The organism is Kribbella sp. NPDC051770 (assembly GCF_040681455.1).
Lineage (GTDB): Bacteria > Actinomycetota > Actinomycetes > Propionibacteriales > Kribbellaceae > Kribbella.
In genome coordinates this window covers 443,765-469,817 of the sequence record NZ_JBFAYT010000006.1, presented here as the reverse complement: position 1 = coordinate 469,817, position 26,053 = coordinate 443,765, and the positions used below count along the sequence as shown (strand labels likewise).

30 protein-coding genes and 2 tRNA genes are annotated in these 26,053 nt (G+C 69.8%); 16 read left to right on the top strand and 16 right to left on the bottom strand.

The features are described 5' to 3' along the window. Nucleotides 1-69: 69 nt before the first annotated feature. Genes AB0M01_RS22655 through AB0M01_RS22645 form a run of 3 tightly spaced genes read right to left on the bottom strand, consistent with a single transcriptional unit; the run spans nt 70 to nt 1,978 of the window. Nucleotides 70-1,155 (bottom strand): UDP-N-acetylmuramate dehydrogenase, encoded by a 1,086-nt coding sequence (locus AB0M01_RS22655; protein WP_363672486.1) that lies wholly within the window; start codon nt 1,153-1,155, stop codon nt 70-72. Continuing rightward, on the bottom strand, nt 1,152-1,559 hold the full coding sequence (locus tag AB0M01_RS22650) for a MaoC/PaaZ C-terminal domain-containing protein (RefSeq protein ID WP_363672484.1): 408 nt from the start codon (nt 1,557-1,559) through the stop codon (nt 1,152-1,154). Before AB0M01_RS22650 ends, AB0M01_RS22655 begins: the two co-directional genes overlap by 4 nt. Then, on the bottom strand, nt 1,556-1,978 hold the full coding sequence (locus AB0M01_RS22645; protein WP_363672482.1) for a MaoC family dehydratase N-terminal domain-containing protein: 423 nt from the start codon (nt 1,976-1,978) through the stop codon (nt 1,556-1,558). Before AB0M01_RS22645 ends, AB0M01_RS22650 begins: the two co-directional genes overlap by 4 nt. Before the next feature lie 92 nt (nt 1,979-2,070). Here AB0M01_RS22645 and AB0M01_RS22640 point away from each other — a divergent pair, with 92 nt between their 5' ends. After that, nucleotides 2,071-2,817 (top strand): (2Fe-2S)-binding protein, encoded by a 747-nt coding sequence (locus AB0M01_RS22640; RefSeq protein WP_363672480.1) that lies wholly within the window; start codon nt 2,071-2,073, stop codon nt 2,815-2,817. Nucleotides 2,818-2,881: 64 nt separating this feature from the next. Here AB0M01_RS22640 and rpmG read toward each other — a convergent pair whose 3' ends face one another. The 3 genes from rpmG to AB0M01_RS22625 all read right to left on the bottom strand — a co-directional run bounded on the left by rpmG (nt 2,882) and on the right by AB0M01_RS22625 (nt 3,310). Next, nucleotides 2,882-3,049, bottom strand: a complete 168-nt coding sequence (gene rpmG / locus AB0M01_RS22635; RefSeq protein WP_131361122.1) for a 50S ribosomal protein L33 — start codon at nt 3,047-3,049, stop codon at nt 2,882-2,884. Between the two features lie 64 nt (nt 3,050-3,113). After that, nucleotides 3,114-3,187, bottom strand: a tRNA-Met gene (locus tag AB0M01_RS22630). 50 nt (nt 3,188-3,237) lie between these two features. Beyond that, nucleotides 3,238-3,310 (bottom strand) — tRNA-Thr (locus AB0M01_RS22625). A 493-nt stretch (nt 3,311-3,803) separates the two neighbouring features. On the opposite strand from AB0M01_RS22625, the gene AB0M01_RS22620 reads away from it, so the two are divergent. Then, complete coding sequence (locus AB0M01_RS22620; RefSeq protein ID WP_363672478.1) at nt 3,804-4,682, top strand: M23 family metallopeptidase; 879 nt, start codon at nt 3,804-3,806, stop codon at nt 4,680-4,682. A gap of 12 nt (nt 4,683-4,694) precedes the next feature. Here the strand turns inward: AB0M01_RS22620 and AB0M01_RS22615 are convergent, their stop codons facing one another. From AB0M01_RS22615 to AB0M01_RS22605, 3 genes are read right to left on the bottom strand one after another with little or no spacing between them, the layout of a single operon-like run. After that, complete coding sequence (locus tag AB0M01_RS22615) at nt 4,695-5,189, bottom strand: GNAT family N-acetyltransferase (protein ID WP_363672476.1); 495 nt, start codon at nt 5,187-5,189, stop codon at nt 4,695-4,697. Between the two features lie 33 nt (nt 5,190-5,222). Then, the gene (locus AB0M01_RS22610) at nt 5,223-6,341 is read right to left on the bottom strand and encodes a HAMP domain-containing sensor histidine kinase (protein ID WP_363672474.1); all 1,119 of its coding nucleotides are present in this window, start codon (nt 6,339-6,341) and stop codon (nt 5,223-5,225) included. Continuing rightward, nucleotides 6,338-7,000: a response regulator transcription factor gene (locus AB0M01_RS22605; RefSeq protein ID WP_363672472.1), complete on the bottom strand. Its 663-nt coding sequence runs from the start codon at nt 6,998-7,000 to the stop codon at nt 6,338-6,340. Before AB0M01_RS22605 ends, AB0M01_RS22610 begins: the two co-directional genes overlap by 4 nt. Before the next feature lie 88 nt (nt 7,001-7,088). On the opposite strand from AB0M01_RS22605, the gene AB0M01_RS22600 reads away from it, so the two are divergent. Further along, the gene (locus tag AB0M01_RS22600) at nt 7,089-7,757 is read left to right on the top strand and encodes a M15 family metallopeptidase (RefSeq protein ID WP_363672470.1); all 669 of its coding nucleotides are present in this window, start codon (nt 7,089-7,091) and stop codon (nt 7,755-7,757) included. Here the strand turns inward: AB0M01_RS22600 and AB0M01_RS22595 are convergent. Continuing rightward, nucleotides 7,751-8,272: an N-acetyltransferase family protein gene (locus AB0M01_RS22595; protein WP_363672468.1), complete on the bottom strand. Its 522-nt coding sequence runs from the start codon at nt 8,270-8,272 to the stop codon at nt 7,751-7,753. The two genes, AB0M01_RS22600 and AB0M01_RS22595, sit on opposite strands and share 7 nt — an antisense overlap. 39 nt (nt 8,273-8,311) lie before the next feature. Between AB0M01_RS22595 and AB0M01_RS22590 the strand changes: the two genes are divergently transcribed. Then, nucleotides 8,312-8,875 carry an XRE family transcriptional regulator gene (locus AB0M01_RS22590; protein WP_363672466.1) on the top strand — a complete coding sequence of 188 codons (564 nt, stop codon included), beginning with the start codon at nt 8,312-8,314 and terminating at the stop codon, nt 8,873-8,875. Nucleotides 8,876-8,904: 29 nt separating this feature from the next. After that, complete coding sequence (locus tag AB0M01_RS22585; RefSeq protein ID WP_363672464.1) at nt 8,905-10,143, top strand: TerC family protein; 1,239 nt, start codon at nt 8,905-8,907, stop codon at nt 10,141-10,143. A 3-nt stretch (nt 10,144-10,146) separates the two neighbouring features. Here the strand turns inward: AB0M01_RS22585 and AB0M01_RS22580 are convergent, their stop codons facing one another. Beyond that, nucleotides 10,147-11,940, bottom strand: coding sequence for a beta-L-arabinofuranosidase domain-containing protein (locus AB0M01_RS22580; protein ID WP_363672462.1), 1,794 nt, complete (start codon nt 11,938-11,940; stop codon nt 10,147-10,149). Between the two features lie 117 nt (nt 11,941-12,057). On the opposite strand from AB0M01_RS22580, the gene AB0M01_RS22575 reads away from it, so the two are divergent. From AB0M01_RS22575 to AB0M01_RS22560, 4 genes are read left to right on the top strand one after another with little or no spacing between them, the layout of a single operon-like run. Further along, nucleotides 12,058-13,041: a LacI family DNA-binding transcriptional regulator gene (locus tag AB0M01_RS22575; protein ID WP_363672460.1), complete on the top strand. Its 984-nt coding sequence runs from the start codon at nt 12,058-12,060 to the stop codon at nt 13,039-13,041. A 54-nt stretch (nt 13,042-13,095) separates the two neighbouring features. Next, a complete protein-coding gene (locus AB0M01_RS22570; RefSeq protein WP_363672552.1) occupies nt 13,096-13,437 on the top strand; it encodes a VOC family protein in 342 nt (113 codons plus the stop codon). 22 nt (nt 13,438-13,459) lie between these two features. After that, entirely contained in the window at nt 13,460-14,299 is an 840-nt protein-coding gene (locus AB0M01_RS22565; RefSeq protein ID WP_363672458.1) for a TrmH family RNA methyltransferase, read from the top strand. 10 nt (nt 14,300-14,309) lie between these two features. Further along, nucleotides 14,310-14,669: a VOC family protein gene (locus AB0M01_RS22560; protein WP_363672456.1), complete on the top strand. Its 360-nt coding sequence runs from the start codon at nt 14,310-14,312 to the stop codon at nt 14,667-14,669. A gap of 48 nt (nt 14,670-14,717) precedes the next feature. On the opposite strand, the gene AB0M01_RS22555 is transcribed toward AB0M01_RS22560, so the two are convergent. Further along, nucleotides 14,718-15,755, bottom strand: coding sequence for a VCBS repeat-containing protein (locus AB0M01_RS22555; RefSeq protein ID WP_363672454.1), 1,038 nt, complete (start codon nt 15,753-15,755; stop codon nt 14,718-14,720). 166 nt (nt 15,756-15,921) lie between these two features. Next, nucleotides 15,922-16,716 carry a methyltransferase domain-containing protein gene (locus tag AB0M01_RS22550; protein WP_363672452.1) on the bottom strand — a complete coding sequence of 265 codons (795 nt, stop codon included), beginning with the start codon at nt 16,714-16,716 and terminating at the stop codon, nt 15,922-15,924. Between the two features lie 139 nt (nt 16,717-16,855). Here AB0M01_RS22550 and AB0M01_RS22545 point away from each other — a divergent pair, with 139 nt between their 5' ends. From AB0M01_RS22545 to AB0M01_RS22520, 6 genes are all read left to right on the top strand, one after another. Further along, nucleotides 16,856-17,386: an AAA family ATPase gene (locus tag AB0M01_RS22545; RefSeq protein ID WP_363672550.1), complete on the top strand. Its 531-nt coding sequence runs from the start codon at nt 16,856-16,858 to the stop codon at nt 17,384-17,386. A gap of 76 nt (nt 17,387-17,462) precedes the next feature. Beyond that, complete coding sequence (locus tag AB0M01_RS22540; RefSeq protein ID WP_363672450.1) at nt 17,463-18,161, top strand: RraA family protein; 699 nt, start codon at nt 17,463-17,465, stop codon at nt 18,159-18,161. Between the two features lie 9 nt (nt 18,162-18,170). Continuing rightward, nucleotides 18,171-19,064 carry an aldo/keto reductase gene (locus AB0M01_RS22535; RefSeq protein ID WP_363672448.1) on the top strand — a complete coding sequence of 298 codons (894 nt, stop codon included), beginning with the start codon at nt 18,171-18,173 and terminating at the stop codon, nt 19,062-19,064. A 161-nt stretch (nt 19,065-19,225) separates the two neighbouring features. Further along, nucleotides 19,226-19,792, top strand: coding sequence for a helix-turn-helix domain-containing protein (locus tag AB0M01_RS22530; RefSeq protein WP_363672446.1), 567 nt, complete (start codon nt 19,226-19,228; stop codon nt 19,790-19,792). Next, nucleotides 19,789-21,288, top strand: coding sequence for an MFS transporter (locus AB0M01_RS22525; RefSeq protein ID WP_363672444.1), 1,500 nt, complete (start codon nt 19,789-19,791; stop codon nt 21,286-21,288). The genes AB0M01_RS22530 and AB0M01_RS22525 overlap by 4 nt, the downstream gene beginning before the upstream one ends. 39 nt (nt 21,289-21,327) lie before the next feature. Then, the gene (locus AB0M01_RS22520) at nt 21,328-22,260 is read left to right on the top strand and encodes a hypothetical protein (RefSeq protein WP_363672443.1); all 933 of its coding nucleotides are present in this window, start codon (nt 21,328-21,330) and stop codon (nt 22,258-22,260) included. 3 nt (nt 22,261-22,263) lie between these two features. On the opposite strand, the gene AB0M01_RS22515 is transcribed toward AB0M01_RS22520, so the two are convergent. Beyond that, entirely contained in the window at nt 22,264-23,433 is a 1,170-nt protein-coding gene (locus AB0M01_RS22515; RefSeq protein ID WP_363672441.1) for a hypothetical protein, read from the bottom strand. Nucleotides 23,434-23,531: 98 nt separating this feature from the next. Between AB0M01_RS22515 and AB0M01_RS22510 the strand changes: the two genes are divergently transcribed. Beyond that, the gene (locus AB0M01_RS22510) at nt 23,532-24,476 is read left to right on the top strand and encodes a hypothetical protein (RefSeq protein WP_363672439.1); all 945 of its coding nucleotides are present in this window, start codon (nt 23,532-23,534) and stop codon (nt 24,474-24,476) included. 4 nt (nt 24,477-24,480) lie between these two features. Here AB0M01_RS22510 and AB0M01_RS22505 read toward each other — a convergent pair whose 3' ends face one another. Together AB0M01_RS22505 and AB0M01_RS22500 are read right to left on the bottom strand one after the other, a co-directional pair. Next, nucleotides 24,481-24,852 (bottom strand): nuclear transport factor 2 family protein, encoded by a 372-nt coding sequence (locus tag AB0M01_RS22505; protein WP_363672437.1) that lies wholly within the window; start codon nt 24,850-24,852, stop codon nt 24,481-24,483. A gap of 242 nt (nt 24,853-25,094) precedes the next feature. Then, complete coding sequence (locus tag AB0M01_RS22500; RefSeq protein ID WP_363672435.1) at nt 25,095-26,030, bottom strand: hypothetical protein; 936 nt, start codon at nt 26,028-26,030, stop codon at nt 25,095-25,097. Nucleotides 26,031-26,053 lie beyond the last annotated feature (23 nt).

The window sequence follows — 26,053 nt, the reverse complement described above, 5'->3', positions numbered from 1 at the left end:
CCAACCCTTCGTGCAAATCTTTTTCACGGCCTGGTACGACGAACCGCCCGGTCGTCGGACCGGGCGGCGTCAGAGCGAGCAGTTCACCAGGACGGGCTCGTTGACCAGGGTGATGCCGAAGGCGTGCTGGACCTGGGCGCGGACGTGGGCGGCGAGGGCGAGGAGTTCCTTGGCCGTCGCGTTGCCCTGGTTGGTGAGGGCGAGGGTGTGTTTCGAGGAGACGGCCGCGTTGCCGATGGCGAAGCCCTTGGAGATGCCGGCGTGTTCGATGAGCCAGGCGGCGCTGGTTTTGACGCGGCCGTCGGGCTGGGGCCACTGGGGGGCGCCGGCGGGGACGTCGGCGGCGGTGGCGAGGAGGGGGTTGGTGAAGAACGAGCCGGCGCTCCACGTGTCGTGGTCGGCGGGGTCGAGGACCATGCCCTTGCCTCGGCGCAGTTCGAGGACGGCTTCGCGGACCTCGGTCATCGGGGCGCGGGAGCCGGGCTCCACGTCGAGGACGCGGGCGAGCTCGGCGTACTCGATCGGGGCGGAGAGGTGGCCGAGGCGGAGCTGGAAGGCGACCTCGAGGACGACGTACCGGCTCGGGTCCTCCTTGAAGCGGGAGGTGCGGTAGGCGAAGCCGCAGTTGGCGGCGAAGATGGTGCGGAGCTGGTTGTCGACGCGGTCCCAGACGCGGACCGACGCGATCGACTCGGCCACCTCGTGGCCGTAGGCGCCGACGTTCTGGACTGGGGTCGAACCGGTCAGGCCGGGGATGCCGGACATCGACTCCAGGCCGACCCACTCCTCGGCGATCGCGCGCTGGACGACGGCGTCCCAGTCCTCGCCGGCCTGGAGGTGGATCATCGCGCCCGAGCAGGCGTCGGCGTCGACCTTGATGCCGGTGGTCGCGATCTTCACGACCGTGCCACGGAAGCCTTCGTCGCCGATCACCACGTTGCTGCCGCCGCTGAGCAACAGCACCGGCTCCTTCGCCGCGTCCGCCGTCCGGACGGCGTCGACCAGCTCGGCCTCCGTCGTCACCTCGACCAGCTTGTCGGCCGGGCCGCCGATCCGCAGGGTGGTCAGCTCGGCGAGGCGCAGGTCGTGCGCCGAGCCGTCGTCCGCGGTGGTCGCGACGTCGCCGAGCGCCGGCTGTCTGCTCGTCGTGTTCATCGGACCCGCACGACCGCTCGCGCCCGGCCGAGGACCTTCTCCTCGCCGGCCAGCGCGGTGATGTCGATCTCCGCGCGCCCGTCGGCGACCTTGTCGACCTTGGCCGAGAACGTCACCGTCGCACCCTTGTCGTCGTCCGGTACGACGACCGGCTTGGTGAAGCGCACGCCGTACTCGATCAGGTCCGCCGGGTCGTCCAGCCAGTCGGTCACCACCCGCGCCGCGGAGGCCATCGTCAGCATCCCGTGCGCGATCACACCGGGCAGGCCGAGCGCGGCCGCCATCCGGTCGCTCCAGTGGATCGGGTTGAAGTCGCCGCTGGCGCCGGCGTACCGGACCAGGTCCTCGCGGCGCAGGGTGACGGTCAGCGGCGGCAGCTCGAGACCGGCCTCGACAGCACTCATGATTCCGCCCGGTTGTGGGAGATGGTGGAGGTCGAGGTGGCGATCGGTTCGCCGTCGGCCGTGGTCAGGGCGGTCTCGTACATGATCACCTCGACGTCACCGGCCTTGCGCACGGTGGTGATGGTCGCGGTGGCCGCGATCTCGTCGCCGGCCTTGATCGGCCGGGTGTAGCTGAACTTCTGCGCGCCGTGCACGATCCGGTCCAGCCGCAGGCCGAGCTCGGCGTCGCCGAGCAGCTGCTCGAGCGCCTTGCTGCCGAGCATGAAGGCGAAGGTCGGCGGGGCCACCGCGTCGTCACCGGCGTACGCCGGGTTGGTGTCACCGATCGCGGCGGCGAACTCCTGGATCTTCTCCCGGCCGACCTGGTAGGTCTCGGCGGCCGCGTAGCTCCGGCCGACCATCGTGGCGTCGATCGTCATGTCCAGTAACCCTACTGGCAGGATGGGTGGGCGAGTGCCGCCACCCACTCCGCCGAGATCACTGGGGGATCTGACGCAGGAAGGGCACGACCGTGACAGCAGTGGCGGCACTACGCCGGTACGCACCCCGTTACGCGCTCCGGATCGGGGTGCCGAGCGGTTCGGAGTGGTTGCGGGTCGACCACGTCCTGGAGCCGGACAGCCCGGAGCTGATCGAGCTCCTGAAGCGCGACCACGACGCCAGCGGGCACACGTCCGCGCACGCGAACGCGCTCAGCCTGATGTCGTTCTACGCCGGCCGCGCGCCCGCGACCGCGCTGCTGCTGTGGGCGCTGGAGGGCCGGGTGCTCGACATCCGGCCGGAGAACCTGTGGGTCCGGCCGCACGACGGGCACGGGCTGGCCGAGGTCGCGATCCGCGAGGCGCGGTTCCTGCCCGGCGGCCTGCAGACCCTGTACGACGTGGTGCTGACGCAGCACCTGCTGCCGCTGTCGGTCGAGCTGCACCGGCGGACGCGGGCCGGGTTGCGTCAGCTGTACGGCGGGGTCGCCGCCGGGTGCGCGATGGGGTTCTGCGCGGCGACGCGGGAGCAGGAGACGGTCGCGCCGGCGTACCTGCTGGAGCGGTGGCAGACGTTCGTGGCGAAGGCGCCGGGTGAGTTGGCGCGGCTCGGGGAGGTCACCGAGGCCGGCGGGAAGCTCGTCTACCTGCGGAACACGTGCTGTCTGTACTACACGAGCGACAAGGGCTCGGACACGCTGTGCGGGTCGTGCTGCCTGACGCCGCGCGCGGAGCGGCTGGCGGCGTACGAGGGTGGCCGCCCGATCCTCACCGTCTAGCGAGGGCACAGCGAAGGGGCCGCTCTGATGTCCAGAGCGGCCCCGACGCGAAGTCTGCTGAAGGTCAGCGGGTCTCGCGGTGGTCGGTGTGGTCGTTGCAGCGAGCGCAGTACTTCTTCATCTCCAGGCGGTCCGGGTTGTTACGCCGGTTCTTCTTGGTGATGTAGTTGCGCTCTTTGCAGACGGTGCACGCCAGCGTGATCTTCGGGCGGATGTCCGTTGACTTGGCCACTGCTGCCTCTTCTTCTCAGGAGCGCGCCTGGCTTACGCGCGCTCACTCATTGCCGTTTGGTGGGTAGCGGGGGCGGGAGTCGAACCCGCGACACCACGATTATGAGCCGTGTGCTCTAACCACCTGAGCTACCCCGCCAGAGAGTCCGTCACCCCACCCGGCGGACCGGGTGGTGCAGCGTTTCTCAGAGCCCCTTTACGGAATCGAACCGTAGACCTTCTCCTTACCATGGAGACGCTCTGCCGACTGAGCTAAAGGGGCGGGCCGAGGAGAGAGATTACACGCTCCCTGGCCCCGATGTGAAATCGAGGGCCGGAGGTGTCTTACCCCCTCTGTCCGACCAGAGAAGCATACCGGTTCCCGGGAGTGCTTCTGACCAATTTTCGGGGTCGATCCAAAGCCGCCCATGGGGCCTTATAGCTGCTCGAGGGTGATGCTCCGGACCATGACGCGCGTGATACCGATCACTACGATTTTCAACTATCGCCTTGGCTGATCCCCGCTCAGCGGCGACAGACCGGCGACCGGCGATCACGCAGCGTCGCCGATTTCGGAGATCTCGTCGCAATCCGCGTTTGAGGCGGTCGTGATCTCGTCGTTATGGTCGATGGGCCGCCGCGGTACGCCGTGGCGGCGCGCTGCTGCGGGTTTCCGTGGCGGCGACTCGATTGGAAGGCCCCTCCCCGTGTCCCCTCACTCTGACGTGCCGGAAGCAGAACGGCCGGCAGCTCGTCGCCCGGGTGCTCCCCGTCGGGTGGCGAAGCACCGTTCACTCCGGCGAAGTCCCGTCTCCGGCCTGCAGCGCCCCGGACGTGGTGCGCAACTGGTCGGCCTCACCGCCGCCCTGGCCGCCGCGGCCGGCACCGCCGCCGGTGTCGCGGCCCCGACCACCCCGGTCTCGGCCGGCACCTCCCTGAACCCGGCGCAGGCCGAGGCCCTGACCGCCGCTCGGGTCGAGCGGCGTGACCTCGGCTCGCGCGACCTGTCGCGTTTCGAGCTCTCGCTGTCGTCCACCCAGAAGGCCGTTCAGGAAGCGAAGGCCGCTCAGGTCGCCAAGGCCCGGGCCGCGCAGCTCGCCGCGAACGCGACCCTCACCGAGCGCCGGGCGCTCGCGCTGGCCGCCGCCAAGGCGCAGGCCGCGAAGAAGGCCGCCGCCCTGAAGAAGGCGGCCGCAGCGGCCGCGGCCGCGAAGGCCGCCGCGCTGGCCAAGGCCGAGGCTGCTCGCGCCGCCGCACCGCGGATCGTCCTGCCGACCACCGGGTACCACCTGACCGCGCACTTCGGGCAGGGCGGCAGCCGCTGGGCCAGCAACCACACCGGCCTCGACTTCGCCGCCCCGATGGGGACGCCGGTTCGCTCGGTGCTCCCGGGCGAGGTCATCCAGGCCGAGTTCGCCGGCGCCTACGGGCGGCAGGTGAAGGTCCGGCACGCCGACGGCACCGTCACGTCGTACGGGCACATGTCGGAGTTCACCGTGAACGTCGGCGACACCGTCGGCGCCGGGACGCAGGTCGGCTCGATCGGCATGTCCGGCAACACGACCGGTCCGCACGTGCACTTCGAGGTGCTGCTCGGCGGCACCGACCAGGTCGACCCGGAGCCGTGGCTGCGCGACCACGGGGTCAACCCGTAAGTCAGGGAAACGTCAAAGAAACAAGGCCAGGTCGAGCGCGTCGACGTACTGGCCGTCGATCAGGAACTCGCGTGGGTGGGTCCCCTCGATCAGATAACCGTGGCGCTCGTAGAGCCGCCTTGCGACCGTGTTCACACTGTGCACGTTCAAGGTGACTTTGCGGGCGCCGCGGCGTTTCGCCTCGCTGGTGACGGCCTCCATCAGCACCGAACCGATCCCCTGGCCGCGCGCTTCGAGCGCTACCGCGAGGCCGTTCACGGCCAGTACGCCGGCGCCCTCGGGGAAGCGGTACTTGTTCTGCAGGCGGACGTAACCGACCACGGCTTCGTCGAGCTCGGCGACCAGGAACGCGTCCGGCGGCCAGCCCTCGGCGAAGAACGTCGTCCGGTCTCCCCCGGTCAGCGAGGGAAAGCCCGAGCTCGCGTCCCAGGCGGTCAACTCGATCTGCAGCAGGGCGGCTTCGTCGGCTTCCACGGCCCGGCGGACGGTCACTCGGTTCGCACTCACCTGACCATCTTCAGACGAAGAGAGGTCAACCAGCTAAAGAGTTGCTGCCGGTAGCTGGGCAGTGGCGGTGAGACCTCCCGTGGGGTTGGGAGTGAGCGTCAGCCGGCCGTGGTGTGTTTCGACGATGCGATCCACCAAGGCCAGGCCGAGGCCGTGGCTGCCGGTGTGGCGGCCGGTGGTTTTGGTGAACGGCTCGGTGAGGGTGCTGGTCTGTTCGGGCGTGAGCACCGGGCCGGTGTTGGCGACGATCAGCTGGTGGTCGTGGGTGGTGATCGTCAGCGTTCCGCCAGGGCCGGTGTTGTGGCGGATGCCGTTCTGGCCGAGGTTCGTGACCAGCTGGTGGACCAGGATTTCGTTGCCTACGACAAGGGTTTCCTCGAGGTCGGTGGTCAGCGTGACACCGGCCGCGGCCGCCTCCGGGCGGAGCTCGTCGACGGCCTGCCGGGCGGTCGTGGCCAGGTCGAGCGGGTCGAGCTCGATCGCGCGGTTGTCGACGGAGGCGAGCGTGAGCAGCGCCTCGACCAGGTCGATGCCGCGCTGGTTCGTCTCCTGCAAGCGGCGCCACAGCTCCCGGACGTCGGTGTGCTCGGGGTCGGCGATCGCGACCTCGAGCATCGTCTTCATCACCGCGTGCGGCGTGCGCAGCTCGTGCGACGCGTTGGCCGCGAACCGCCGGTACTGCTCGAACGACCGCTGCAGCCGGTCGAGCATCTCGTCGAAGGTGTCGGACAGGTCGGTGAACTCGTCCTTGATCCCGGTCAGCCCGATCCGGTGGTCCAGCGATCCTTCGGCCGCACGCCGGGCGGCGAGGGTGATCTCCTGCAGCGGACGCAGCATCCGGCCGGCCAGGTACCAGCCGCCGGCCATCCCGACGACCGCCAGGAAGATCAGCGCGTACGCCGACAGCGTGACGATCGTGTCGAGCAGGTCGGCGCGGGTGGGGACCGGCGTCTGGTCGCGCGGGTTGGCGGCGGTGAGCGGGTAGTTCGGGAGGTAGCGCATCACGCCGTACACGACCGCTGCGACGACGGCGCCGGCGATGACGAGCAGGCCGGCGTAGCTGAGGGTCATCCGCAGCCGGACGGTGAGCCGAGGACGCCAGGTCAGCAAGGGCGCCGCCGCGGCCGGGGTGCCGGGATCCAGGCCGCTCACGGCTCACCGATCCGGTAGCCGACACCCGGCACCGTGTGGATCACCCACGGGTCCCCGAGCCGCTTGCGCAGCGCCGAGATCGTGATCCGGACCGAGTTGCTGAACGGGTCGGCGTTCTCGTCCCAGGCCTTCTCCAGCAGCGTTTCCGCGCTGATCACCCCACCCTGCGCGGTCATCAACACCTCCAGCACCGAGAACTGCTTACGGGTCAGCTTCACGTACCGGCCGAACCGGTACACCTCGCGGCGGAACGGGTCCAGCCGTACGCCGGCGTACTCGATCACGGTCGGCATCGACTCGGCCGGGCGCCGGGCCAGCGCGCGCAGCCGGAGCACCAGCTCGCGCAGCTCGAACGGCTTGGTCAGGTAGTCGTCCGCGCCGAGCTCGAAGCCGGTCACCTTGTCGTCGATGTCACCGGCCGCGGTCAGCATCAGCACCCGGACCGGCAGCCCCTGGGCGACGATCCGGCGGCAGACCTCGTCGCCGTTCGGGCCGGGGATGTCGCGGTCCAGCACCACGACGTCGTAGGAGTTGACGCTCACCGACTCCAGCGCGGTGTCGCCGTCGAAGGCCAGGTCGGCGGCGATCGCCTCGAGCCGCAAGCCGGCCCGGATCGCCTCGGCGAGATAGACCTCGTCCTCCACGACCAGCACCCGCATACCGCCCATTGAAGCAGACGCCGGATAAAGAAAATGTATCCGGAAACCGCGACGCTCCGGCAACACGCGAGGCGATGAAGTGGGTGTCATGACTGCTGACGAACTCGTTGCCACCCGCAAGAAAGAGCGCCGGTTGACGGTGTGCACCGCGGTCGCGCTGCTGACCGCGGTCGGCGCGTTCACCGCCGCGGCCTGCGGGACGCTCAGCTCAGCGCAGGACTCGGCGCCGAGCTCCGCGGCCGGTACGACGAACGGCAGCGCCCCCGGCGACTTCGACCCGGGCGAGGGCTCGGGCGACCCCGGCGATCACGACGGGCCTGCGCGCGCGGCCGACGGCGTACTGCCGGACAACGCCTCGCCGTTCGACCTGTCGCTGCCCGGGATCGCCAAGCTAGACCCGGCGCTGCGCGCCGCCGTACAGCAGGCGGCGAAGGCGATGGAGGCCAACGGCATCAAGCTGCACGTGACGACCGGCTGGCGCAGCAAGGCCTACCAGCGGCAGCTGCTGGAGGACGGGATCAAGAAGTACGGGAGCCTGGAGAAGGCGCGCGAGTTCGTGTCGACGCCGGAGGAGTCGCACCACGTCACCGGGCACGCGGTCGACGTCGGGCCGACCGACGCGGACGACTGGCTGATCCGGAAGGGCTCGCGGTTCGGGCTGTGCCAGACGCTGTCGAACGAGATGTGGCACTTCGAGCTGGTCGTGAAGCCCGGCGAGGACTGCCCGCAACCCAAGGCGACCGCCAGCAGTCAGTGAGTCTCCTCCGGAGGATCACCAGCAACTGCGAGCGTGCGCTGGGCCCACGCCACATCCCGCCAGGCCCCGTGCTTCCACCCGATCTTCCGGTACGTCCCGATCGGCTCGAAGCCGAGCGCCGCGTGCAGCCCGACGCTCGCGTCGTTCGGCAGCGTCATCCCCGCGATCGCCGTCCGGAACCCGCGCTCGGTCAGCCGCTCGAACAGCGCCTCGTACAGCGCCCGTCCCCCACCCGTCCGGCGCCGCCCGAGCTCCAGGTAGATGCTCACCTCGCACGACCACCGGTACGCCGCCCGCTCCTTCATCGGTCCGCCGTACGCGTACCCCACGACCTGCCCGGCGTTGTCCTCCAGCACCAGCCACGCGTGCGCCTTCTGCGCGGCGACGATCCGCTCGGCCAACTGCTCCGTGCTCGGCGGCTCGGTCTCGAAGCTGATCGCGGTCTCCCGCACGTACGGCGCGTAGATCGCCGCGCAGGCGGCCGCGTCCTCCAGCACCGCGTCTCTGATCCTCATGTCACCATAGTAGCCATGAATGTCGCTATAGTGGCAAGCATGGACGATCTCTCCGCCTCCCTGGCCGCGACCCTGCAGGCGGCCCGGACCGACCGCGACCTCTCGGTGAACGCGCTCGCCGAGCGCTCCGGCGTCTCCCGGGCGATGATCGGCAAGATCGAGCGCGGCGAGGCGCAGCCGACCGCCGTACTGCTCGGGCGGCTGTCCGGTGCGCTCGGCATGACGCTGTCCGAGCTGGTCGCCCGCGCGGAGAGGCCCGGCGACAGCCGCGTACGCCGTACCGCCGAACAACCGCTCTGGACCGACCCGGCCACCGGCTACCGGCGCCGCGCGGTCTCCCCCGGCACCGACAGCCCGCTCGAGCTGGTCGAGGTCGAGCTGCCGCCCGGCGCGTCGGTCTCGTACCCGGCCGACGCGTACATGTTCAAGTCCCAGCAGCTCTGGATCCTGGCCGGCCGGTTGCGCTTCCACGAGGGCGACCTCGTGCACGACCTCGACACCGGCGACTGCCTGGAGCTCGGCGCGCCCGCGCCGACCACGTTCCACAACCCGGCGGCCACGGTCTGCCGCTATCTGGTCGCACTGGTCAAGACACGTTCCTGAGCCGGGCCGCGGCGTGGTTGAGTACGTGCATGGAGGTTTCACCGCTGGTCTGGATCGCGACCGTCGCCGGGATCCTGGGGCTGCTTGCCTTCGACTACTTCTTCCACGTCCGCCGCGCGCACGTCCCGCAGCTGCGCGAGGCCGCGGTCTGGTCCAGCGTGTACGTCGGGATCGCGCTGCTGTTCGGCGTCGGCACGTTCGTCCTCGGCGGCAGCGCGATGGGCTCGGAGTACTTCGCCGGGTACGTGACCGAGAAGGCGCTGTCGGTCGACAACCTGTTCGTGTTCCTGATCATCATGACCAGCTTCCGGGTGCCGCGGGAGGACCAGCAGAAGGTGCTGCTGTTCGGCATCATGTTCTCGCTGGTCGCCCGGACCGGGTTCATCCTGCTCGGGTCGGCGCTGATCAACACGTTCGCCTGGGTGTTCTACCTGTTCGGGCTGGCGCTGCTGATCACCGCCGGCAACATGCTGCGGCCGTCGACCGAGGAGTCGCACTCGGCGCAGAACATCGTCGTCCGGCTCAGCCGCCGGCTCTTCCGGACGACTGAGTACTACGACGGCGACAAGCTGTTCACGCTCGTCGACGGCAAGCGCGCGATGACCCCGATGCTGCTGGTGATGGTCGCGATCGGCGGCACCGACCTGATGTTCGCGCTGGACTCGATCCCGGCGATCTTCGGCCTGACCCAGAACGTGTACATCGTGTTCACCGCGACCGCGTTCAGCCTGCTCGGGCTGCGGCAGCTGTACTTCCTGCTCGACGGGCTGCTCGACCGGCTGATCTACCTGTCGTTCGGGCTGGCTGCGATCCTCGGCTTCATCGGGGTGAAGCTGGTGCTGCACGCGCTGCACGAGAACAACGTGCCGTTCATCAACGGCGGCGAGCACATCGAGGTCGCGGAGATCAGCACCGGGCTGTCGCTGCTGGTGATCCTGGTCGTTCTCGTGGTGACGATCCTCGCTTCGCTGCTCAGCACCCGGGGGCGCACGCAGACCGCGATGGCCAACGCGCGCCGGGACGCGACGGCGTACCTGGACTCGGAGTACACGACCGATCCCGTCGAGCGGGAGCGCATCTACCGCCGGCTGATCGAGGCGCGGGACCACATCATCAAGCTCGGGCCGAAGGCGAAGCAGATCGTGAAGAACGAGCCCGAACTGCTGGAGCTGTGCGGGCGGGCGGCGTTGAGCCATGACGCGGCGATCGCGAGCGGCCGGCACCCGGGCGACGAGGTGCTCGGACCGGATCCGACGCCGCTGCACTGAGGCTCACTCGCGGGGCAGCCAGACGCGCATCGTGCCGATCTCGCGGTTGGCCCACGCGTAGTACGGGATCGCCTTGAGGGTGTCGGTGGTGAGGGTCGTGATGCCGTCGAGGAGCGCTGGGTCGTGAGCGGCGTCGATCGGTGCGTTCGGAAGGTGGGCGTCGTCGAGCGGGGTGGACTGGTCGATCTGTTCGAAGGCGTAGACAAGCGGGCCGCGTTCGAGGGCGGCGCAGGCGCGGGCGGCGTCGTCGCGGGGTGAGGGGGTGACTGTGCGCGGGTCGAGCGGGAGGTGGAGGTCGACGGTGTCGCCGGGGCTCCAGGTCTGGGTGACCGAGGCGTAGCTGCCGGCGTCGACGGGCTTGTTGTCGACGGTGGCGTTCTCGGCCCAGGCGGGGATGCGGAGCGAGAGCGACCACGGGGTCGAGGGGGTCCTGACGACGGTGACGCGGATCGCGCCGTCCCAGGGGTAGTCGGTCTCCACCCGTAGCTCGACCGCGTCGGTGGTGATCGTGCTGTCGGCGTACTGGTGGAGCTGGACGCCCTCGCCAGTGGTCGTCGCGAGGTAGGCGTCGAGGCTCGCGAGGGTGCGCATGATGTTGGGCGGGCAGCACGCGCAGGAGAACCAGCCGCGGCGGCCGTGGGCGGGGCTGCGGTTGTTGTCGGCGTGGGCGTGCTCGCGCAGGTGCAGCGTGTTGACGTAGAAGTACTCGTCGCCCGACAGCGACACCCCGGCCAGGAAACCGTTGTACAGCATGCGTTCGATCGCGTCGGCGTACGACGGGTTACCTGTTGCCAGGAGCAACCGGTACGCCCACTGGATGCCGCCGATCGCGGCGCAGGTCTCGGCGTACGCGCGGTCCGGCGGCAGCTCGAACTCGTCGCCGAACGCCTCGCCGTCCCAGCGCGACCCGAGGCCGCCGGTGACGTAGGTCTTGGTCGCCCACATGTGCGCGAACTGGCCCTCCAGCGCGGCCAGCAGCTCGGCGTCACCGGTCTCGACGGCGACATCCGTCGCACCAGCGCCCAGATACACCGCCCGTACGGCGTGTCCCTCGACCGTCGTCGCCTCCCGCACCGGCAAGCGGTCGGAGAAGTAGGTCGGCTCGTGCCCGTGCTCGGCGATGATCCCGTGACCGCGCGTCTCCACGAACCAGCGCGCCAGCTCCAGGTACGCCGCCGTACCGGTCTCGCGGTAGAGCTCGACCAGCGCCATCTCGATCACGGGGTGCCCGTCGACGTCGCGGATCTGATCGTCGCCGTCGCCGAACGTGCGGACCAGATGGTCGGCGAGCTTGACCGCGACGTCGAGCAGCGCGGTGTCGCCGGTGCAGCGGACCTGCGCGACCGCGGCCTGGATCAGGTGGCCGGCGCAGTAGTGCTCGTGACTCCAGACGAGCTGCTGGTACCGGCCCTCGTCGCCGTCGCGAAGCTGGACGACGGAGTCGAGGTAGCCGTCCTCGCGCTGGGCCGCGGCGACCACCGCGGTCAGCTCGCGCTGCCGGCGCAGCAGGTCGTCGGACGGGTTCCGCCCGTACTCCCAGGCGACGGCTTCGAGCCACTTGTAGACGTCGGAGTCGGCGAACACCGGGCCGATCGCCTCGCCCTGGCCGATCCCTGCCGCGAGGCGGAGGTTGAGCAGGTTGCCGGCCTCCTCGAGCTGGTCCTGGCCGCGCGGGATCGCTGCGGCGGCGTTGCGTTCCTGGCGCGACGCCCAGAAGCCGCCGGTGATCCTCGTCCCGTCGAGACCGAGCGGGCGGAGGGTGGCGCGGGTGCTGGCGGCCGGTGAGCGGGATGGCATCGAAGCGACTCCTCGCGGAAACAGACGGAACACGTTTTCCTGACGACCGTAAGGACCCTTTCACGCCTGGTCAAGGGTCAGTGGGATAGCCTGCCGGAAACGTCGAGGAGGGCTATGATGCGCGCGGTGCCCCGGATCACCGATGTCGCTGCGCTGGCCGGCGTCTCGGCCAGTACGGCGTCCAAGGCGCTCAACGACACCGGACAGCTCCGCGAGGAGACCCGGCAGCGCGTCCGCCGGGCCGCCGAGCAGCTCGGCTTCACCCCGGACAGCCGCGGCCGCGCGCTGTCGTCGGGCCGCAGCTACACGGTCGGGCTGATCACAACCGACAGCTCGGGCCGCTTCAGCATCCCGATCATGCAGGGCGCCGAGGACGCGTTGAGCGCGGGCGAGATGGCGCTGGTGCTCTGCGACACCCGCGACGACGCGCTGCGCGAGTCGCACTACCTGCGGTCGCTGGTCGCCCGGCGGGTCGACGGGATCATCGTCACCGGACGGCGAACCGAGCCGCGGGCGCCGATCGACGTACCGGTGCCGGTCGTGTACGCGTTCAGCCCGTCGACCGATCCGGGCGACACGTCGGTGGTGACCGACGATCGCGGCGGTGCGGCATCCGCCGTACGGCATCTGCTGTCGCTCGGGCGGCGTCGGATCGCGCATGTGACCGGGCCTGCGTCGCACCGAAGTGCGGCGGTTCGGGCTGCGGCGGCTGTCGAGACAGCCGGGGATGCGTTCGTCGGCGAGCCGTTGCACGGGGAGTGGAGCGAGCGGTGGGGGCGGCACGCGGTCGACGTGCTGCTGCGTGGCGGTGAGGTCGATGCGATCTCGTGTGGGAGCGATCAGATCGCGCGGGGGGTGTGCGATCGGCTGCGCGAGCTGGGTCGGTCGGTGCCGGACGACGTGGCCGTGACGGGGTACGACAACTGGAGCGTGATGGCGCTGGCCAGCCGGCCGCCGCTCACAACGGTCGACCTGCGGCTCGAGGAGCTGGGACGGCGTACGGCGCAGTTGCTGCTGGAGCTGATCGGCGGGGCGTCGCCGACCGGGCTGCTGGAGCTGCCGACCGAGCTGGTCCCGCGGGAGTCGACCCTCGGGACCTGAGGGTTTCGCGGTAGGGCACAGGTCGGAGATCCGACCGAGGGAGACAGCGTGACGATGCGCGCGGTACTGGCCGTGGTGCCGGTGACGAACATCGAGAAGGCGATCGAGTGGTACTCGGGGTTCTTCGGGCGGGACGCGGACACTCGTCCGATGGACTCGCTGGCCGAGTGGCACCTGAGCGAGCTCGGCGTCGTGCAGGTGTTCGAGGACACCGACCGGGCCGGGCGGACGGCGGTCAACCTGACCGTCGACGACCTGGACGCGACGCTGCGGCGGCTGGCGGAGCAGAACATCGAGTCGACGGACCCGCAGGTCGTGGCGGGCGGACGGCAGCGGTTGGCCGTCGTACAGGATCCGGACGGGAACAACCTCGGGCTGATCGCGTCGCTCGACTGAACCCCTCGTAGGGTTGGGGGCTATGGCGACGCGGGTCAGTAGTCGGAACGCTCGGTTCCAGGTGTGGCAGGCGCTGCTCGGCAACCGGAACAAGCGGCAGCGGGCCGGCGAGTTCATCGTGCAGGGGGTGCGGCCGATCAGTCTGGCCGTCGAGCACGGGTGGACGGTGAACACGCTGATCCAGGATGCGTCGCGGGTGCCTTCGCAGTGGGCTCGGGAGTTGCTGCAGAGCCAGCGCGAGGCTGAGCGGGTGTTGATGGAGCCGGAGCTGCTGGCGGAGCTGACCGAGAAGACGGAGGCCGAGCTGGTCGCGGTGGTGTCAATGCCGCCGGATGACTTGTCGCGGATCGCAGTTGATTCTTCGTTTCTGGGCGTGGTGTTCGACCGGCCGACCGGGCCGGGGAACATCGGGTCGATCATTCGGTCGGCGGACGCGTTCGGGGCCGACGGGTTTGTCGTGACCGGGCATGCGGCCGATGTGTACGACCCGAAGGCGGTGCGGGCGAGCACGGGGTCGCTGTTCGCGGTACCGGCCGTGCGGGTGCCGTCGCAGCGTGAGGTGATGGAGTGGGTCGCCGCGCAGCGGGCGGGCGGCGTACCGGTTGTTGTCGTGGGCACCGATGAGCACGGGACCGTCGACGTGTACGACTTCGACTTCACGCAGCCGACGCTGCTGCTGGTCGGGAACGAGACTTCCGGGCTGTCGGCGGCTTGGAAGGAGCTGGCTGATGTGCTGGTGCGGATCCCGATGGGTGGGGCTGCTTCTTCGCTGAACGCTGCCAATGCGGCTACTGCTGTTCTGTACGAGGTGTCTCGGCAGCGTGCCCATTCGTTCAAGACCGGCGGTGGATCGGCGGTTTAGCGTCGGCGGTATGACGCTTTCGGCACAGCCTTTGCTGGCGGTTCGGGATGTTGAGAAGAGCAGTGCTTGGTACTGCGGGGTGCTGGGCGGGGTGAGCGCGCACGGCGGGCCCGAGTACGAGCAGATCGAGGTCGACGGGAAGCTGGTGCTGCAGCTGCACAAGCTCGACGTCGGGCATCACCACGGGGTGTTCGGGGATCCGTCGGTGATGCTGGGGAACGGGGTCGCGGTGTGGTTCGCCGCTGATGACTTGGACGTGGTGGCGGCGCGGGTTCCGGGTGGAGAGCTGCAATACAACCCGAACGCGGGACATCGGGAGCTGTGGGTGCGGGATCCGGACGGGTATCTGGTGGTTGTCGCGGGCAAGTGAAACCGGCCCCCGATCTGCTACTCGGGGGCCGGTTGCTTGGGGCAAGGATCAGGTCTCGCAACCGATCCCGTTGTCGTTGCCGTCGAAGCCGTGCGGATCCGTCCCGACCACCAGGAAGTCCGTGTAGGGGACGTCGTCGCAGTTGAGATACGGCGGAGGCGGCGGGATGCAGACCGTCGGGTAGGACGGGTCGCAGACCGGCGGCGGGGGCGGCGGAGGCGGAGGCGGCGTCACGTTGACCTGGTAGCGCAGGTACCAGATCCCGTTCGACGGCCGCCAGACCGCCTGGTCCGTCGCCGACGTCCCCGCGTAGTTCCCCGCGAACGGCCGGTCGCCGTTCTGCCCCCACGTGAAGCTCCCGGCGCCGCGGATGTACCAGGCGCCCCGCCGGAAGACCGTCAGCTCCGCCTTCGCGCTGCCGACGAAGTTCGCCGGGACCGGGATGTCGCCGTTCACGCCCCAGGTGATCTGCGAGGCGCCACGGATGAACCACCGGCCCAGCGACGGGCGGAAGACCGCGAGGTCGGCGTGGCTGTCGCCAACGTAGTCGGCCGGCGCGGGCACGTCCCCGTTCACACCCCAACTGATCTGCGCCGCACCCCGGATGAACCAGCGACCCAGCGACGGCCGCCAGACCGCGGCCTCGGCGCGGCTGTCGCCGACGTAGTTCGCGGCGACCGGTACGTCGCCCGCCTGGCCCCAGACGAACTGGCCGACGCCGCGGATGTACCAGTAGCCGTTCGACGGCCGGAACACGGCGAGCTCGGCGCGGCCGTCGCCGTTGTAGTCGGCCGGGACCGGGATGTCCCCGGCCTGGCCGAACTTGATGTTCGTCCAGCCGCGGATGTACCAGGTCCCGTTGCTCGGCCGGAAGACGGCGAGCTCGGGCTTGCTGTCACCGACGTACGAGCGCGGGACGGCGACGTCGCCGTTCTGCCCCCACTGGATCGCCGTCATGACCACCTTGGTCGCGGCGACCGCCGTACTGGCAGTGCTCTGCAGCGGCGCCGCCTGCGCCGGTGCAGTGAGACCGACGGCAGCGAGCGCCGCCACCGCCAGCCCCAGAGCTGCGGATCTGTAACGCATGAAGTTGTCCCCCTCGGACACGGACCTGTGGACGCCCGCCCTTCCCTCCCCCGAGGGCCCCCGGCCGGCGTACCGTCTACGCCCCTCTATCGAGGTCCCGAGTTGATCGTTACAACGCGTGAGCGGATTTCTGCTCAGCGGACACCGGCATCACGCTTCGTTATGGTCAGGCGGTCGCCAGGATCTCGCCGTGCAACAGGCTCAGGAACCCGTCCGGCGCAGCCGCCCACGTCCGCCAGCCCGCCGAGATCCGCTCCAGTGCTTCCTCCGGTACGCCAGCCGCCCGCGCCTGGTCGGCCATCGCGGACTGCAGCACCCGGTCGGCCCACATCCCGCCCCACCAGTCGCGATCCTCGGCGTTGGCGAACGTCCAGTTGCTCGCCGTCGCCTCGATCTGCTCGAACCCTGCTTCGCGGGCCCAGGACAGCAGGCGGCGCCCGGCGTCGGGCTCGCCCTGGTTGGCGCGGGCCATGCGCTGGTAGAGCGTCATCCACTCGTCGAGCTCCGGGAGCTCGGGGTACCAGGTGAACGCGTGGTAGTCGGAGTCGCGGACGGCAACGATTCCACCCGGCTTGCAGACGCGGCGCATCTCGCGGAGCGCCTGGACGGGGTCGGCGACGTGCTGGAGGACTTGATGGGCGTGCACGACGTCGTACGCGTTGTCCGGGATCTCGAGGCGATGAACGTCTCCCACCAGAAAACTGATCTGGATCTCCCGCTCGGCGAACGTCGCGCGGGTGATCGCCAGCGCGGACTCGCTGGCCTCCAACGCGGTCGTCCTCCCCGGCGCGACCAGCGCCGCGAGCTCGGCGGTGATCGTGCCGGGCCCGGCGCCGACGTCGAGCAGGCTCATCCCCGGCCGCAGGTGCGGGAGCAGGTAGCCGGCCGAGTTCGCGGCGGTGCGCCAGCGGTGCGAGCGGAGAACGGATTCGTGGTGGCCGTGGGTGTACACGTTGTTCATCGGGACTCCTTCGTCTCCCGCTCAGACTAGCTCCGCGTCTTGCTTTTTGAGACCTCACGTCTTGAATATCGAGACAGGTGGTTGCCTAAAGCAATGAGCGGATCGGCGGCCGACCCGCTAGGGTGCGGCGGTGCTTCCGATGGTGATCGTGATCAGTGGCCCGCCGGGAACCGGCAAGACGACTCTCGCGCACCACGTCGCGGCCGGCGTCGGCTGCCCGGCGGTCTGCCGCGACGAGATCAAGGAGGGGATGGCGCACGCCACCCCCGGCTTCGTCCCCGGCCCCGCCGACCCGCTGACGATGCGCACCCTCGCGACCTTCTTCGACGTCCTCGGCCTACTGGTCGGCCGCGGCTCGTCGGTCGTCGCCGAAGCCGCCTTCCAGGACCGCCTCTGGCGCCCCGGCCTGACCCCGTTGATCGGCCAGGCCGAGTTCCGCATCGTCCACTGCACGACGCCCGCCGCCGTCGCGTTCAGCCGCATCACCGACCGCTCCGGCAGTACGCCGTCGCGCGCGGCCCACGAGGACAGCCAGTACGACGAGCAGCGCCGGCGTACGGTGCACGAGTCGTTCGACCCGATCACGCTGCCGGTGCCGACGCTGACGGTCGACACCAGCGACGGCTACTCCCCCGCGCTCCCGGAGATCCTCGCCTTCCTGGCCCGCTGAGCCTCGCCGTACGGCAGGCCCCTGGCGGCGTATCGATCGGCTGATTAATCTCGGTGCTCGACCTAGGGGAGGGCAGATGAAGCCGGACGAGTTGACCGCGCGGTTCGCCGAGCTGACCACCGCACACGTCGCCGACGCCTGCGTACGCACACAGGTCCCGGTGCGCTGCGTCGAGCTGACCGCCGTGGAGCCGATGAAGCTCGCCGGGCGGGTCCTGCCCGCGCAGCACGTCGGCAGCGTCGACGTGTTCCTGGAGGCGTTCGGGCAGGCCGAGCCGGGCGACGTACTGTGCGTCGACAACGGCGGCCGCCGGAACGAAGCGTGCGTCGGCGACCTCGTCGTCGCCGAGGCCAAGGCCGCTGGGGTCGCCGGGCTCGTCGTGTGGGGACTGCACCGCGACACCGCCGACGTCCGCGCGATCGGGCTGCCGGTCTACAGCCTCGGCTCGCTGCCGACCTGCCCGCTCCGGATCGACCCGCTGCCGGACGGCTACTTGTCCACAGCAACCATCGGGGAATGGGCCGTGAGCAACGAAGACGTCGTCCTGGCCGACGAGGACGGCATCATCTTCGTCCCGGCCGACCGGATCGACGAGCTGTTCACGCTGGCCGAGTCGATCCGCGACACCGAGCACCGGCAGGCCGCCCTGATCGCCGCCGGGACGACGCTGCGCGAGCAGGTCGGCTTCGACGAGTACCTGGCGGCCCGGGCCGCGGACCCGTCGCTGAGCTTCCGCGCGCACTTGCGGGCGAAGCGTGGAGCCATCGAGGAATAAGATCGGTGGATGCCTGAAAACCTCTCCGCGGCCACCGCGGGTACCTGGAAGCTGGGCGACTCCACCATCAACCGACTCGGGTTCGGCGCGATGCGCACGACCCCGAACCCGGACCGCGCGGTCGCGGTCCGGGTGCTGCGCCGGGCTGTCGAGCTCGGCGTCAACCACATCGACACCGCCGCGTTCTACGCTTCGCCGGGCGGCACGCTCGGCGTCGGCGACGGCCCGGTCCGCTACGCCAACGAGCTGATCCGCGAGGCGCTGTCGCCGTACCCGGAGGACCTGGTGATCACCACCAAGGTCGGCCCGGGGTCGACGCCGGAGCGCGGTTTCTACCAGGCGACCACGGCCGCCGAGCTGCGCGAACAGGTCGAGCTGAACCTGCGCCAGCTCGGCACCGATGTGCTCGACGTGGTCAACCTGCGGATCATCAAGAAGCCCGGCGCCGACTCGATCGCCGACCGTTTCGGGGCCCTCGCCGACCTGGTCGACGCCGGCCTGATCCGGCACCTCGGCCTGTCCAACATCCGCCTCGACCACCTCGACGAGGCACTGCCGATCGCGCCGGTGGTCTGCGTGCAGAACTCGTACGCCCTGGACACCCACCGCGAGGACGACACGTTCCTCCCGGTCTGCGGCGAGCGCGGCGTCGCGTACGTCCCGTTCTTCGCGATCGCCGGCGCGTCCCGCGAGGGCTCGGCGACCACCGACCACTCCGACGCCGTACGCCGGATCGCCGCGGCCCACGGCGTCTCCGAGCAGCAGATCCGGCTGGCCTGGACGCTGCACCAGGGCGACCACGTGCTCGCGATCCCGGGCACCGGCAACCCCGTCCACCTGGAGGAGAACATCGCCGCCGGGGCGATCGAGCTGTCGGCGGAGGAGCTCGCCGATTTGAGCTGACCGAGTCGACACCCACCACTGATCAACCACCTGAATCGGCCCCCGCCGACCAGCTCCTGAGCGTGAACCGCCGCGCGGACCCGAGCTTGATCAGTGCTGGGTGTCGGCCATCACAGTGAGACAAACTTGTCTCATTCGAGACATTGGTGTCTACTGGAGGCATGCTCACCCGTGCCCAGGTCCTTGACGCCGCCCTCCGGCGGCTGAACTCCGACCCGACCACCTCGATGGCCGACCTCGCGGCCGCGATCGGGATCGGCCGCGCGACGCTGAACCGGCACTTCGCGTCCCGCGACGCGCTGCTGCGCGAGATCGGCGAGCGCGCCCTCGACCACTGGGACCGCAGCCAGCAGGAGACCGGGATGGTCGCCGCCGGCGAGTCCGGCGACCCGGCGCGGATCCGCGCCTGCCTGAGCGACCTGATCACCTGGTTCGTCGACAACGCCGACCAGTTCGCGTACGCGCTGGCCAACAACCGGATGGAAGCGATGCCGGAGCTGGTCGAGCGGACCGACCGGCTGATCGACCAGGAGGTCGCGTTCTACGCGGCGGCGCAGCGGGCCGGCGTACTGCGCTCCGATCTTCCGGCGCGCTGGATCGAGCACACCGTGTACGGCCTGATGATCGCGGCCCGCGAGGCGCTGCGTCGCGGCGACGTCGCCCGGCGCGACCTCGACGCGCTCGTCCTTTCCACCTTGCTCGACGGCACGACAGGAGATTCCCGATGACCGCCCCCGGTACGACGTACGCGCCTGTGGTCCCCAGCGCCCGGCGGCGCTGGGGCGGGCTCGCGGTGCTGTCCGCGAGCCTGCTGGTCGTCGTGATGGACATGACGATCCTCAACCTCGCGCTGCCCGCGATGACCGAGGACCTGCGCTCCACCTCGGTCGAGCAGCTGTGGATCATCGACGTCTACTCGCTCGTCCTGGCCGGGCTGCTGGTCACCGCCAGCGCGCTCGGCGACCGGATCGGCCGGCGGCGGATGCTCGTCACCGGCTTCGTGATCTTCGGCGCGGCCTCGCTCGGCGTCCTGCTCGCCGACAGCTCCGAGGCGGTGATCGCGATCCGCGTCCTGCTCGGCATCGGCGGCGCGATGATCATGCCGTCGACGCTGTCGCTGATCCGTTCGCTGTTCCCCGACGCCCGCGAACGCGCGACCGCCCTCGGCATCTGGGGCGCGACCGCCGCCGCGGGTGGCGCGCTCGGCCCGATCGTCGGCGGCGCGCTGCTGCAGAACTTCAGCTGGCACTCGGCGTTCCTGTTCAACGTGCCGGTGATGATCGTCGCGGTCGTCGCCGCGCTGATCCTGCTCCCCGAGAGCCGCTCGGACCGCCCCGGCCGGCTCGACCCGGTCGCGACACTGCTGTCGATCGTCGGCATGGTCGGCCTCGTCTACGCGATCAAGGAACTCGGCAAGTCGGGCGTGACTGTCTCTATGACGGTCGTCGTTCTGGTCAGCGCCGCGCTGCTCACCGCCTTCGTCCTCCGCTGCCTTCGTTCGCCGGAGCCGATGCTGGAAATCCGCCTGTTCCGCAGCCGAGGCTTCACCGCCGGCGTCCTCACCGCCCTCATCACCAGCTTCGCGATGGTCGCCGCCCTCCTGCTGATCTCCCAGTGGCTCCAGCTCGTCCAGGGCTGGTCCCCGCTCGCCTCCGGCGTAGCCCTCCTCCCCATGGCAGTCGGCGGCCTGATCGGCTCACCGCTGGCCCCGATGGTTGCCCAACGCATCGGCCCCCGCACCGTCCTGGTCGCCGGCCTCGCCATCGGCGCGGCAGGCTTCCTGCTCCTCTTCCTCCTCCCCCAGCCCCTCTCGTACGCCGGAATCGCCGCTTCCCTCACCCTGATCGGCATCGGCACCGCACCCCTGGCGATCGCCTCCGCGGTCATCATGGCCGGCGCGCCGGTAGCCAAGGCCGGCAGCGCCGCCGCCATCGAAGAATCCAGCTACGAGATCGGCGCCGCGCTAGGCATCACCATCCTCGGCAGCCTCGCCGCCGCGGTCTACCGCGCGGGCCTCCCCACCGATGCGCCGGCCCAAGCCCGCGAGTCCCTCGCCGGAGCCCTGACCCTCGACAACCCCAGCCTCGCGAACATCGCCCAGACCGCCTTTACTGACTCCCTGACTTGGTTCGGCCTCGCGGGCGGGTTGCTGCTGCTGGCCGTCGCCGCGCTGGTGCTGTACCTGACCCCACGCTCGCTCGACCTGTCGGCCACGCACCACTAGCCCTGGCGCCGGGTGGATCGGACCCGACACAATCGGCGAATGCCAGACGTCGCCGTCGTCCGATCCACCCAGCCGTACACCGCCGGGCCCACGGTCGAGCAGAACCGCGCGAGTGCCCTCCAGCTCATCTACCAACTGCTGCGTCTCACCGACGTCAACGACAAGCACCTGAACGAGCAACTCAGCATCGGCCTGTGGAAGTGGACCGAGGCCGAGGGCGTCGCGCCGTACGCGAAGTACAACACCCGGTACATCTCGGCCGGGGTGAAGAACGCGGTCGGACCGGCGCTGATCAACCACGAGCACGTGTGGACCCGCAAGGACCTCACGACGCAACTACGCGCGAAGACCTGGGACTTGGCGGAGCTGGAGAAGTTCCTGACGACGTACGGCGCGGCCTGCATCGTGACCGTGGCCGAGCACGGTCAGCTCAGTACGAGCAAGAAGACCGGGTGGAGCCGGTACGCCGATCGGGCGATCGGGGTCTGGGACCGGCAGGTCGGGGACTGGGTCGACCCAGCCGACCTGATGCCTGCGGGCGGGGTTGCCCCAGCCGAGCCCGAGCCGTCGTACGACGCTGAGCCGGTCGAGCCCTCGGTGCCTGCTGTTGCCGAGCTGGTGCGGGCGAACGCGAAGCCGGTGGTCGCCGAGAGACTGATGGGTTTCTTGCGGATCGTGCGGTGGCAGCAGGCGGTCGCCGTCCCCTCGTTCAAGAAGACGGGCGAGGTCAGCGAGTACTTCCGCGTCTACGACGCGTTGGTCGAAGAACCGACTCGGGTGGTGGCGTACGTGCACTGGACCGGGAAGATCGACTTCGGTCTCCAGGCAACGGACCTGCCGGAGAACCCGGCGGTGGGCGTGCTCGCCGACCCGACATACGGAGTCCGCAGCTCGCTCGGCCTGCCGGGGGCGCTGGACCTCGCCGGGGACCTTCTCGCGCTGGCGCTCGAGAAGGTCCGCAGCGAGGTCTGAGACCTACGGCATCGTCGCGATGCTCGTCGGGCCCGAGTCGACCGCCGTCGCGCGCGGAGCGGACTTCGCGGCGAGGTGGAGGCGGAGAAGAGTGTCGTAGTCGACGACCTCCAGGGCCGTGGTGCCGGCGGCCTTGGGGAAGTCGGCGGCCGGGTCCTGGGTGCCGACGATCAGGGTCGTGCGCGGGTCGGCAACGTCGACGCCGTACTTGGTTTTCGCGAACGCCTGGTTCTCGGCCGTCGCGAAGTACTTCTCGTACGTCGCCAGCCGGGTCGCGCCCGCGGTGAGGTCGAGGGAGCGGCGGTGCTTCTGGCCGGTTTCGCGGAGCGGGAGGGCCAGGTCGCCGATGACGTGGGTGCCGTCCTCGCGCTCCAGGATGAAGTCGGGGGTGACGGTGCCGTCGGCGGACTCCAGCGACGGCTGGACGATCAGCCGGGTGGCGTCGTACGCCGCCAGCAGGACGTCCTCGTGCTTGGCGAGGAACTCGCTCGTGGTCAGCTTGCCGAGGCCGTGCAGGTAGGTGCTGGCGAACTGGTCCGCCTTCAGGGCCTGCTCGACGCCCTCGCCGCGCGGGACGGCGAAGGTGCCGATCGGGTCGAGGTGCTGGGAGTTGCTGACCAGGCGCTGCAGGAAGTCGCGGTACCGGTCGGCGGGCTCGGAGCGGTGGATCGCGATCGTGAAGAAGTTCCAGCGCAGCCGGACCGCGAGGCCCGACGACTGGGCCAGCAGGACCCGGTCGAGGACGGCGTAGTTGCCGGGCTGGAAGTCGAGCAGCCGGTCGCTCGGGCCGACCATCTCGTTGCCGAGCAGGCTCTGGGTCGCGGGGAACGAGTCCGACAGCGCGTTCTTGCCGCGCTCGCTGGCGATCGTCGCGTCCTTCACGACGCTCTCGTCCGGCAGCGCGACGACGGCGCTCGCGCCGGCCGTCGTACCGAAGTACTCGTCGATCCCGGCGGCCTTCTGCCGGCGGACCTCCAGCGAGCGGTACTCCCGGCTGACCCCGGCCAGCTCGAGGATGTTCCAGTCCGGGGTCTCGGTCAGCACCATCATCCGCGGGTACAGCAGCGGGCCGGCCAGTTCGCGGGAGTGGCTGACGGGCAGGTGCTCGCTGACACTCTTCAGGTGCTCGCCCCAGAACTGAGTGTTCACCTTGACGAACTCGGTGGGTTTCATCGCCCGCTCTTCTCCTCGATCACTCAACGGTCTTCCACAACCAGCAACTCCGGGCCGCCCGCCCGCTATTCCCCGGCAGCGTGCGGGAAGATGCGCGCATGGATGCGCAGAGGGATCGTACGACGAGCGGCCGCACGCCGAAGCACGTCTGGGAGGACTGGAAGGCCGCCGACGCCGCGGGAGACGCCGCGGCGGCCGGCCGGCTGGCGACGGAGATGACCGAGCTGCTGCCGGAGTTCTCGGACATGTGGTTCGAGGCAGGCATGTACTCGAAGGCCCGCGGCGACTGGGCCGAGTCCGCGGCGCGGAACCTGCGGGCGGTCGAGCTGTTCACTGCTGAGGACGCGGCCCGGTACGACGGGGTGAACCCGGCGGCGTGGAACTTGGGGATCGCGGCGACCGCGCTCGGTGACTGGGCCACCGCGCGGCGCGCTTGGGCGGCGTACGGGATCCAGGGGATCGAGCCGGGCGACGAGCTGATCGACCTGGACTTCGGTCTGGTGCCGATCCGGCTGAACCCGGACCGCCCGAGCCTGCCGCACCAGATCGTGCCCGACCTCGGCGACACCGAGACCGTCTGGTGCCGGCGGCGCAGCCCCGCGCACGCGGTGATCTCCAGCGTTCCGATGCAGTCGTCCGGGCACCGCTTCCGCGACGTCCTGCTGCACGACGGCGAGCCCAAGGGCACCCGCCGCCTGGGCGACCACGAGCTGTCGGTGTTCGACGAGCTCGCCCGCCTCGACGACTCCGGCCTCCCCACCTGGCAGGCCCAACTCACCGGCACCCGCCCCGGCGACCTCGAAGCCCTCGCCAACACCCTCGGCCCCCGAGGCCTGGGCCTCGACGACTGGTCCGGCATCCGCCTGATGTGCAGCGCCTGCTCCCACGGCAACCCCGACGCCGACCACGACCACGCTCCGGCGAGCACCGAAACAACAGTCCTCGGCCTGGCCGGCAACGAGCCCGACCTCCACGCTTGCCTCGACCCGTGGCTGGCGGCGCGGCCTCACGTCGTACTGGCTGAGCTGACGCACCTCTGGTGACCAGCTAGTCGGCGGCGTCGGTCTTCTGACTGAAGGCGCACCGCCAGTCGCCGTCGACACGGACGTAGATCTCGGTGATCCACTCGTCGGCCGTGTACGGCGTACCGGCCCAGGTCCCCGAGCTGGGCTTCCGGGCGGTCAGTACGACGGTGTCCCCGACGCGCACCACGCGCTGGTCGCCGATGACCCGCATGGTGTGGTGCACCAGATGGCCGGACTCGATCCAGCCGAGCAGCTCCGCTCGGGCAACGGCACCGGTCGGTCCGACATACACCCAGTCGGCGGTCATGAAGCGCCCGATGGCTGCCGCGTCGTTCTCCACCAGCACGGCGTCGAACGCCGCCGACACCGCCCGCACCTCGTCCTCGACCGTCATCCACCCCTCCTCGCCCCGCCCGAGGCTAGGCGACGCCGGGAGCAAGTCCGGGTGAATGCGAACAGCCCCCGATCCATACGGATCAGGGGCTGTTCAGGCCCTGTGGCAGGTGCAGGGTTCGAACCTGCGTAGGCATAAGCCGACAGATTTACAGGCGAGATGCGCTCTCCCGCCTGACCTGCGGAAACACCGTCAAGTGCTGGCTCTTCGGGAGGTATTTGGGAGCAGCCCGTTTCCGCGGCTCAAGAGGCCCGAACAGGGACACGCAGAAACCCCGTCGAATCGCGGAACACGCAGGCCATTCGGCAATGAACGATCAGGTCGATCAAGTCATCTGAGGGCCGCGACGGCAGCAGGACCGTGAGCTGCGTGTCGTCGTTCGGGACATGCCGGCAATAGTCGAGCAACTGCCCGATCGCGAGGCGTACCGCGTTCCGGGTGACAGTCCCCTTCGCCTCGAACAGCTCGTTCGCAGTAACGTCGTAGAGGTCCGTGTACAGGGTCCGCAGCTCACCTGGCGGACGAATCCGCCACCGCTTGACCTCATGGCCTCGAGCGACAAGCCACGCCCTATAGTCCTTCACCAACTGCGACTCGCGACGCTCAGCCGATCGTTTGTCCACGGCCTTCACGTCGTACGTCTCAGAGTCGGTTCGCTCCGCGGCGACCAGCTCCGCGCCGGGAGGCGTCACAGGCACCGGCGAAACGTCTTTGGCATCACGTGAGGTCACGCCGACTGGAAGCAGCCGGAAGACCAGTACCGATCTCATCGTTCCTGTGCGGTCAGGCGCCTCCTGCCGGCTGTACGGATCACTGGCGTCTAGCTCGAACTCACCGACGTACCGATGCAGCTTGCCGCCGGGCCGCTTGCCGCTTGAGGCCTTGAACAAGCGCAGCGTCCGCTCCTCCTGGCGATGGCGCAGGATGCGCTCGTTGCCACGAACAAGCTCCTGATCTCCTACCTGACCTTCTCCGGTGTACAGGAAAGCCGAGTAGTCCGGCAGCCAACCGTCATAGTTGTAGCCGTGCTTCTCCCCCTCAGCCGGATCGGAGTAGACCAACACGTTGGGCGTGGTCGCGGACGCCTCAATGCCTCCCTGGCTCCCGCCGCCGTACTTCACCATCAACTGCCCACGCGTCGCTGTCGCGCCCAGTGGCTCCACCCAGTTCTCGCTCACCCGACGAACCTAGCGGCTCGGCC

Bases quoted from the DNA above. Each gene is read 5' to 3' on its own strand.
- AB0M01_RS22580 (WP_363672462.1), bottom strand. From the start codon at position 11,940: ATGCCATCCCGCTCACCGGCCGCCAGCACCCGCGCCACCCTCCGCCCG.
- AB0M01_RS22540 (WP_363672450.1), top strand. From the start codon at position 17,463: ATGAAGCCGGACGAGTTGACCGCGCGGTTCGCCGAGCTGACCACCGCA.
- AB0M01_RS22555 (WP_363672454.1), bottom strand. From the start codon at position 15,755: ATGCGTTACAGATCCGCAGCTCTGGGGCTGGCGGTGGCGGCGCTCGCT.
- AB0M01_RS22595 (WP_363672468.1), bottom strand. From the start codon at position 8,272: ATGAGGATCAGAGACGCGGTGCTGGAGGACGCGGCCGCCTGCGCGGCG.
- AB0M01_RS22565 (WP_363672458.1), top strand. From the start codon at position 13,460: ATGGCGACGCGGGTCAGTAGTCGGAACGCTCGGTTCCAGGTGTGGCAG.
- AB0M01_RS22600 (WP_363672470.1), top strand. From the start codon at position 7,089: ATGACTGCTGACGAACTCGTTGCCACCCGCAAGAAAGAGCGCCGGTTG.
- AB0M01_RS22520 (WP_363672443.1), top strand. From the start codon at position 21,328: ATGCCAGACGTCGCCGTCGTCCGATCCACCCAGCCGTACACCGCCGGG.
- AB0M01_RS22515 (WP_363672441.1), bottom strand. From the start codon at position 23,433: ATGAAACCCACCGAGTTCGTCAAGGTGAACACTCAGTTCTGGGGCGAG.
- AB0M01_RS22645 (WP_363672482.1), bottom strand. From the start codon at position 1,978: ATGACGATCGACGCCACGATGGTCGGCCGGAGCTACGCGGCCGCCGAG.
- AB0M01_RS22650 (WP_363672484.1), bottom strand. From the start codon at position 1,559: ATGAGTGCTGTCGAGGCCGGTCTCGAGCTGCCGCCGCTGACCGTCACC.
- AB0M01_RS22655 (WP_363672486.1), bottom strand. From the start codon at position 1,155: ATGAACACGACGAGCAGACAGCCGGCGCTCGGCGACGTCGCGACCACC.
- AB0M01_RS22505 (WP_363672437.1), bottom strand. From the start codon at position 24,852: ATGACGGTCGAGGACGAGGTGCGGGCGGTGTCGGCGGCGTTCGACGCC.
- AB0M01_RS22550 (WP_363672452.1), bottom strand. From the start codon at position 16,716: ATGAACAACGTGTACACCCACGGCCACCACGAATCCGTTCTCCGCTCG.
- AB0M01_RS22590 (WP_363672466.1), top strand. From the start codon at position 8,312: ATGGACGATCTCTCCGCCTCCCTGGCCGCGACCCTGCAGGCGGCCCGG.
- AB0M01_RS22575 (WP_363672460.1), top strand. From the start codon at position 12,058: ATGCGCGCGGTGCCCCGGATCACCGATGTCGCTGCGCTGGCCGGCGTC.
- AB0M01_RS22535 (WP_363672448.1), top strand. From the start codon at position 18,171: ATGCCTGAAAACCTCTCCGCGGCCACCGCGGGTACCTGGAAGCTGGGC.
- AB0M01_RS22510 (WP_363672439.1), top strand. From the start codon at position 23,532: ATGGATGCGCAGAGGGATCGTACGACGAGCGGCCGCACGCCGAAGCAC.
- AB0M01_RS22545 (WP_363672550.1), top strand. From the start codon at position 16,856: ATGGTGATCGTGATCAGTGGCCCGCCGGGAACCGGCAAGACGACTCTC.
- AB0M01_RS22570 (WP_363672552.1), top strand. From the start codon at position 13,096: ATGCGCGCGGTACTGGCCGTGGTGCCGGTGACGAACATCGAGAAGGCG.
- AB0M01_RS22585 (WP_363672464.1), top strand. From the start codon at position 8,905: ATGGAGGTTTCACCGCTGGTCTGGATCGCGACCGTCGCCGGGATCCTG.
- AB0M01_RS22605 (WP_363672472.1), bottom strand. From the start codon at position 7,000: ATGCGGGTGCTGGTCGTGGAGGACGAGGTCTATCTCGCCGAGGCGATC.
- AB0M01_RS22525 (WP_363672444.1), top strand. From the start codon at position 19,789: ATGACCGCCCCCGGTACGACGTACGCGCCTGTGGTCCCCAGCGCCCGG.
- AB0M01_RS22530 (WP_363672446.1), top strand. From the start codon at position 19,226: ATGCTCACCCGTGCCCAGGTCCTTGACGCCGCCCTCCGGCGGCTGAAC.
- AB0M01_RS22560 (WP_363672456.1), top strand. From the start codon at position 14,310: ATGACGCTTTCGGCACAGCCTTTGCTGGCGGTTCGGGATGTTGAGAAG.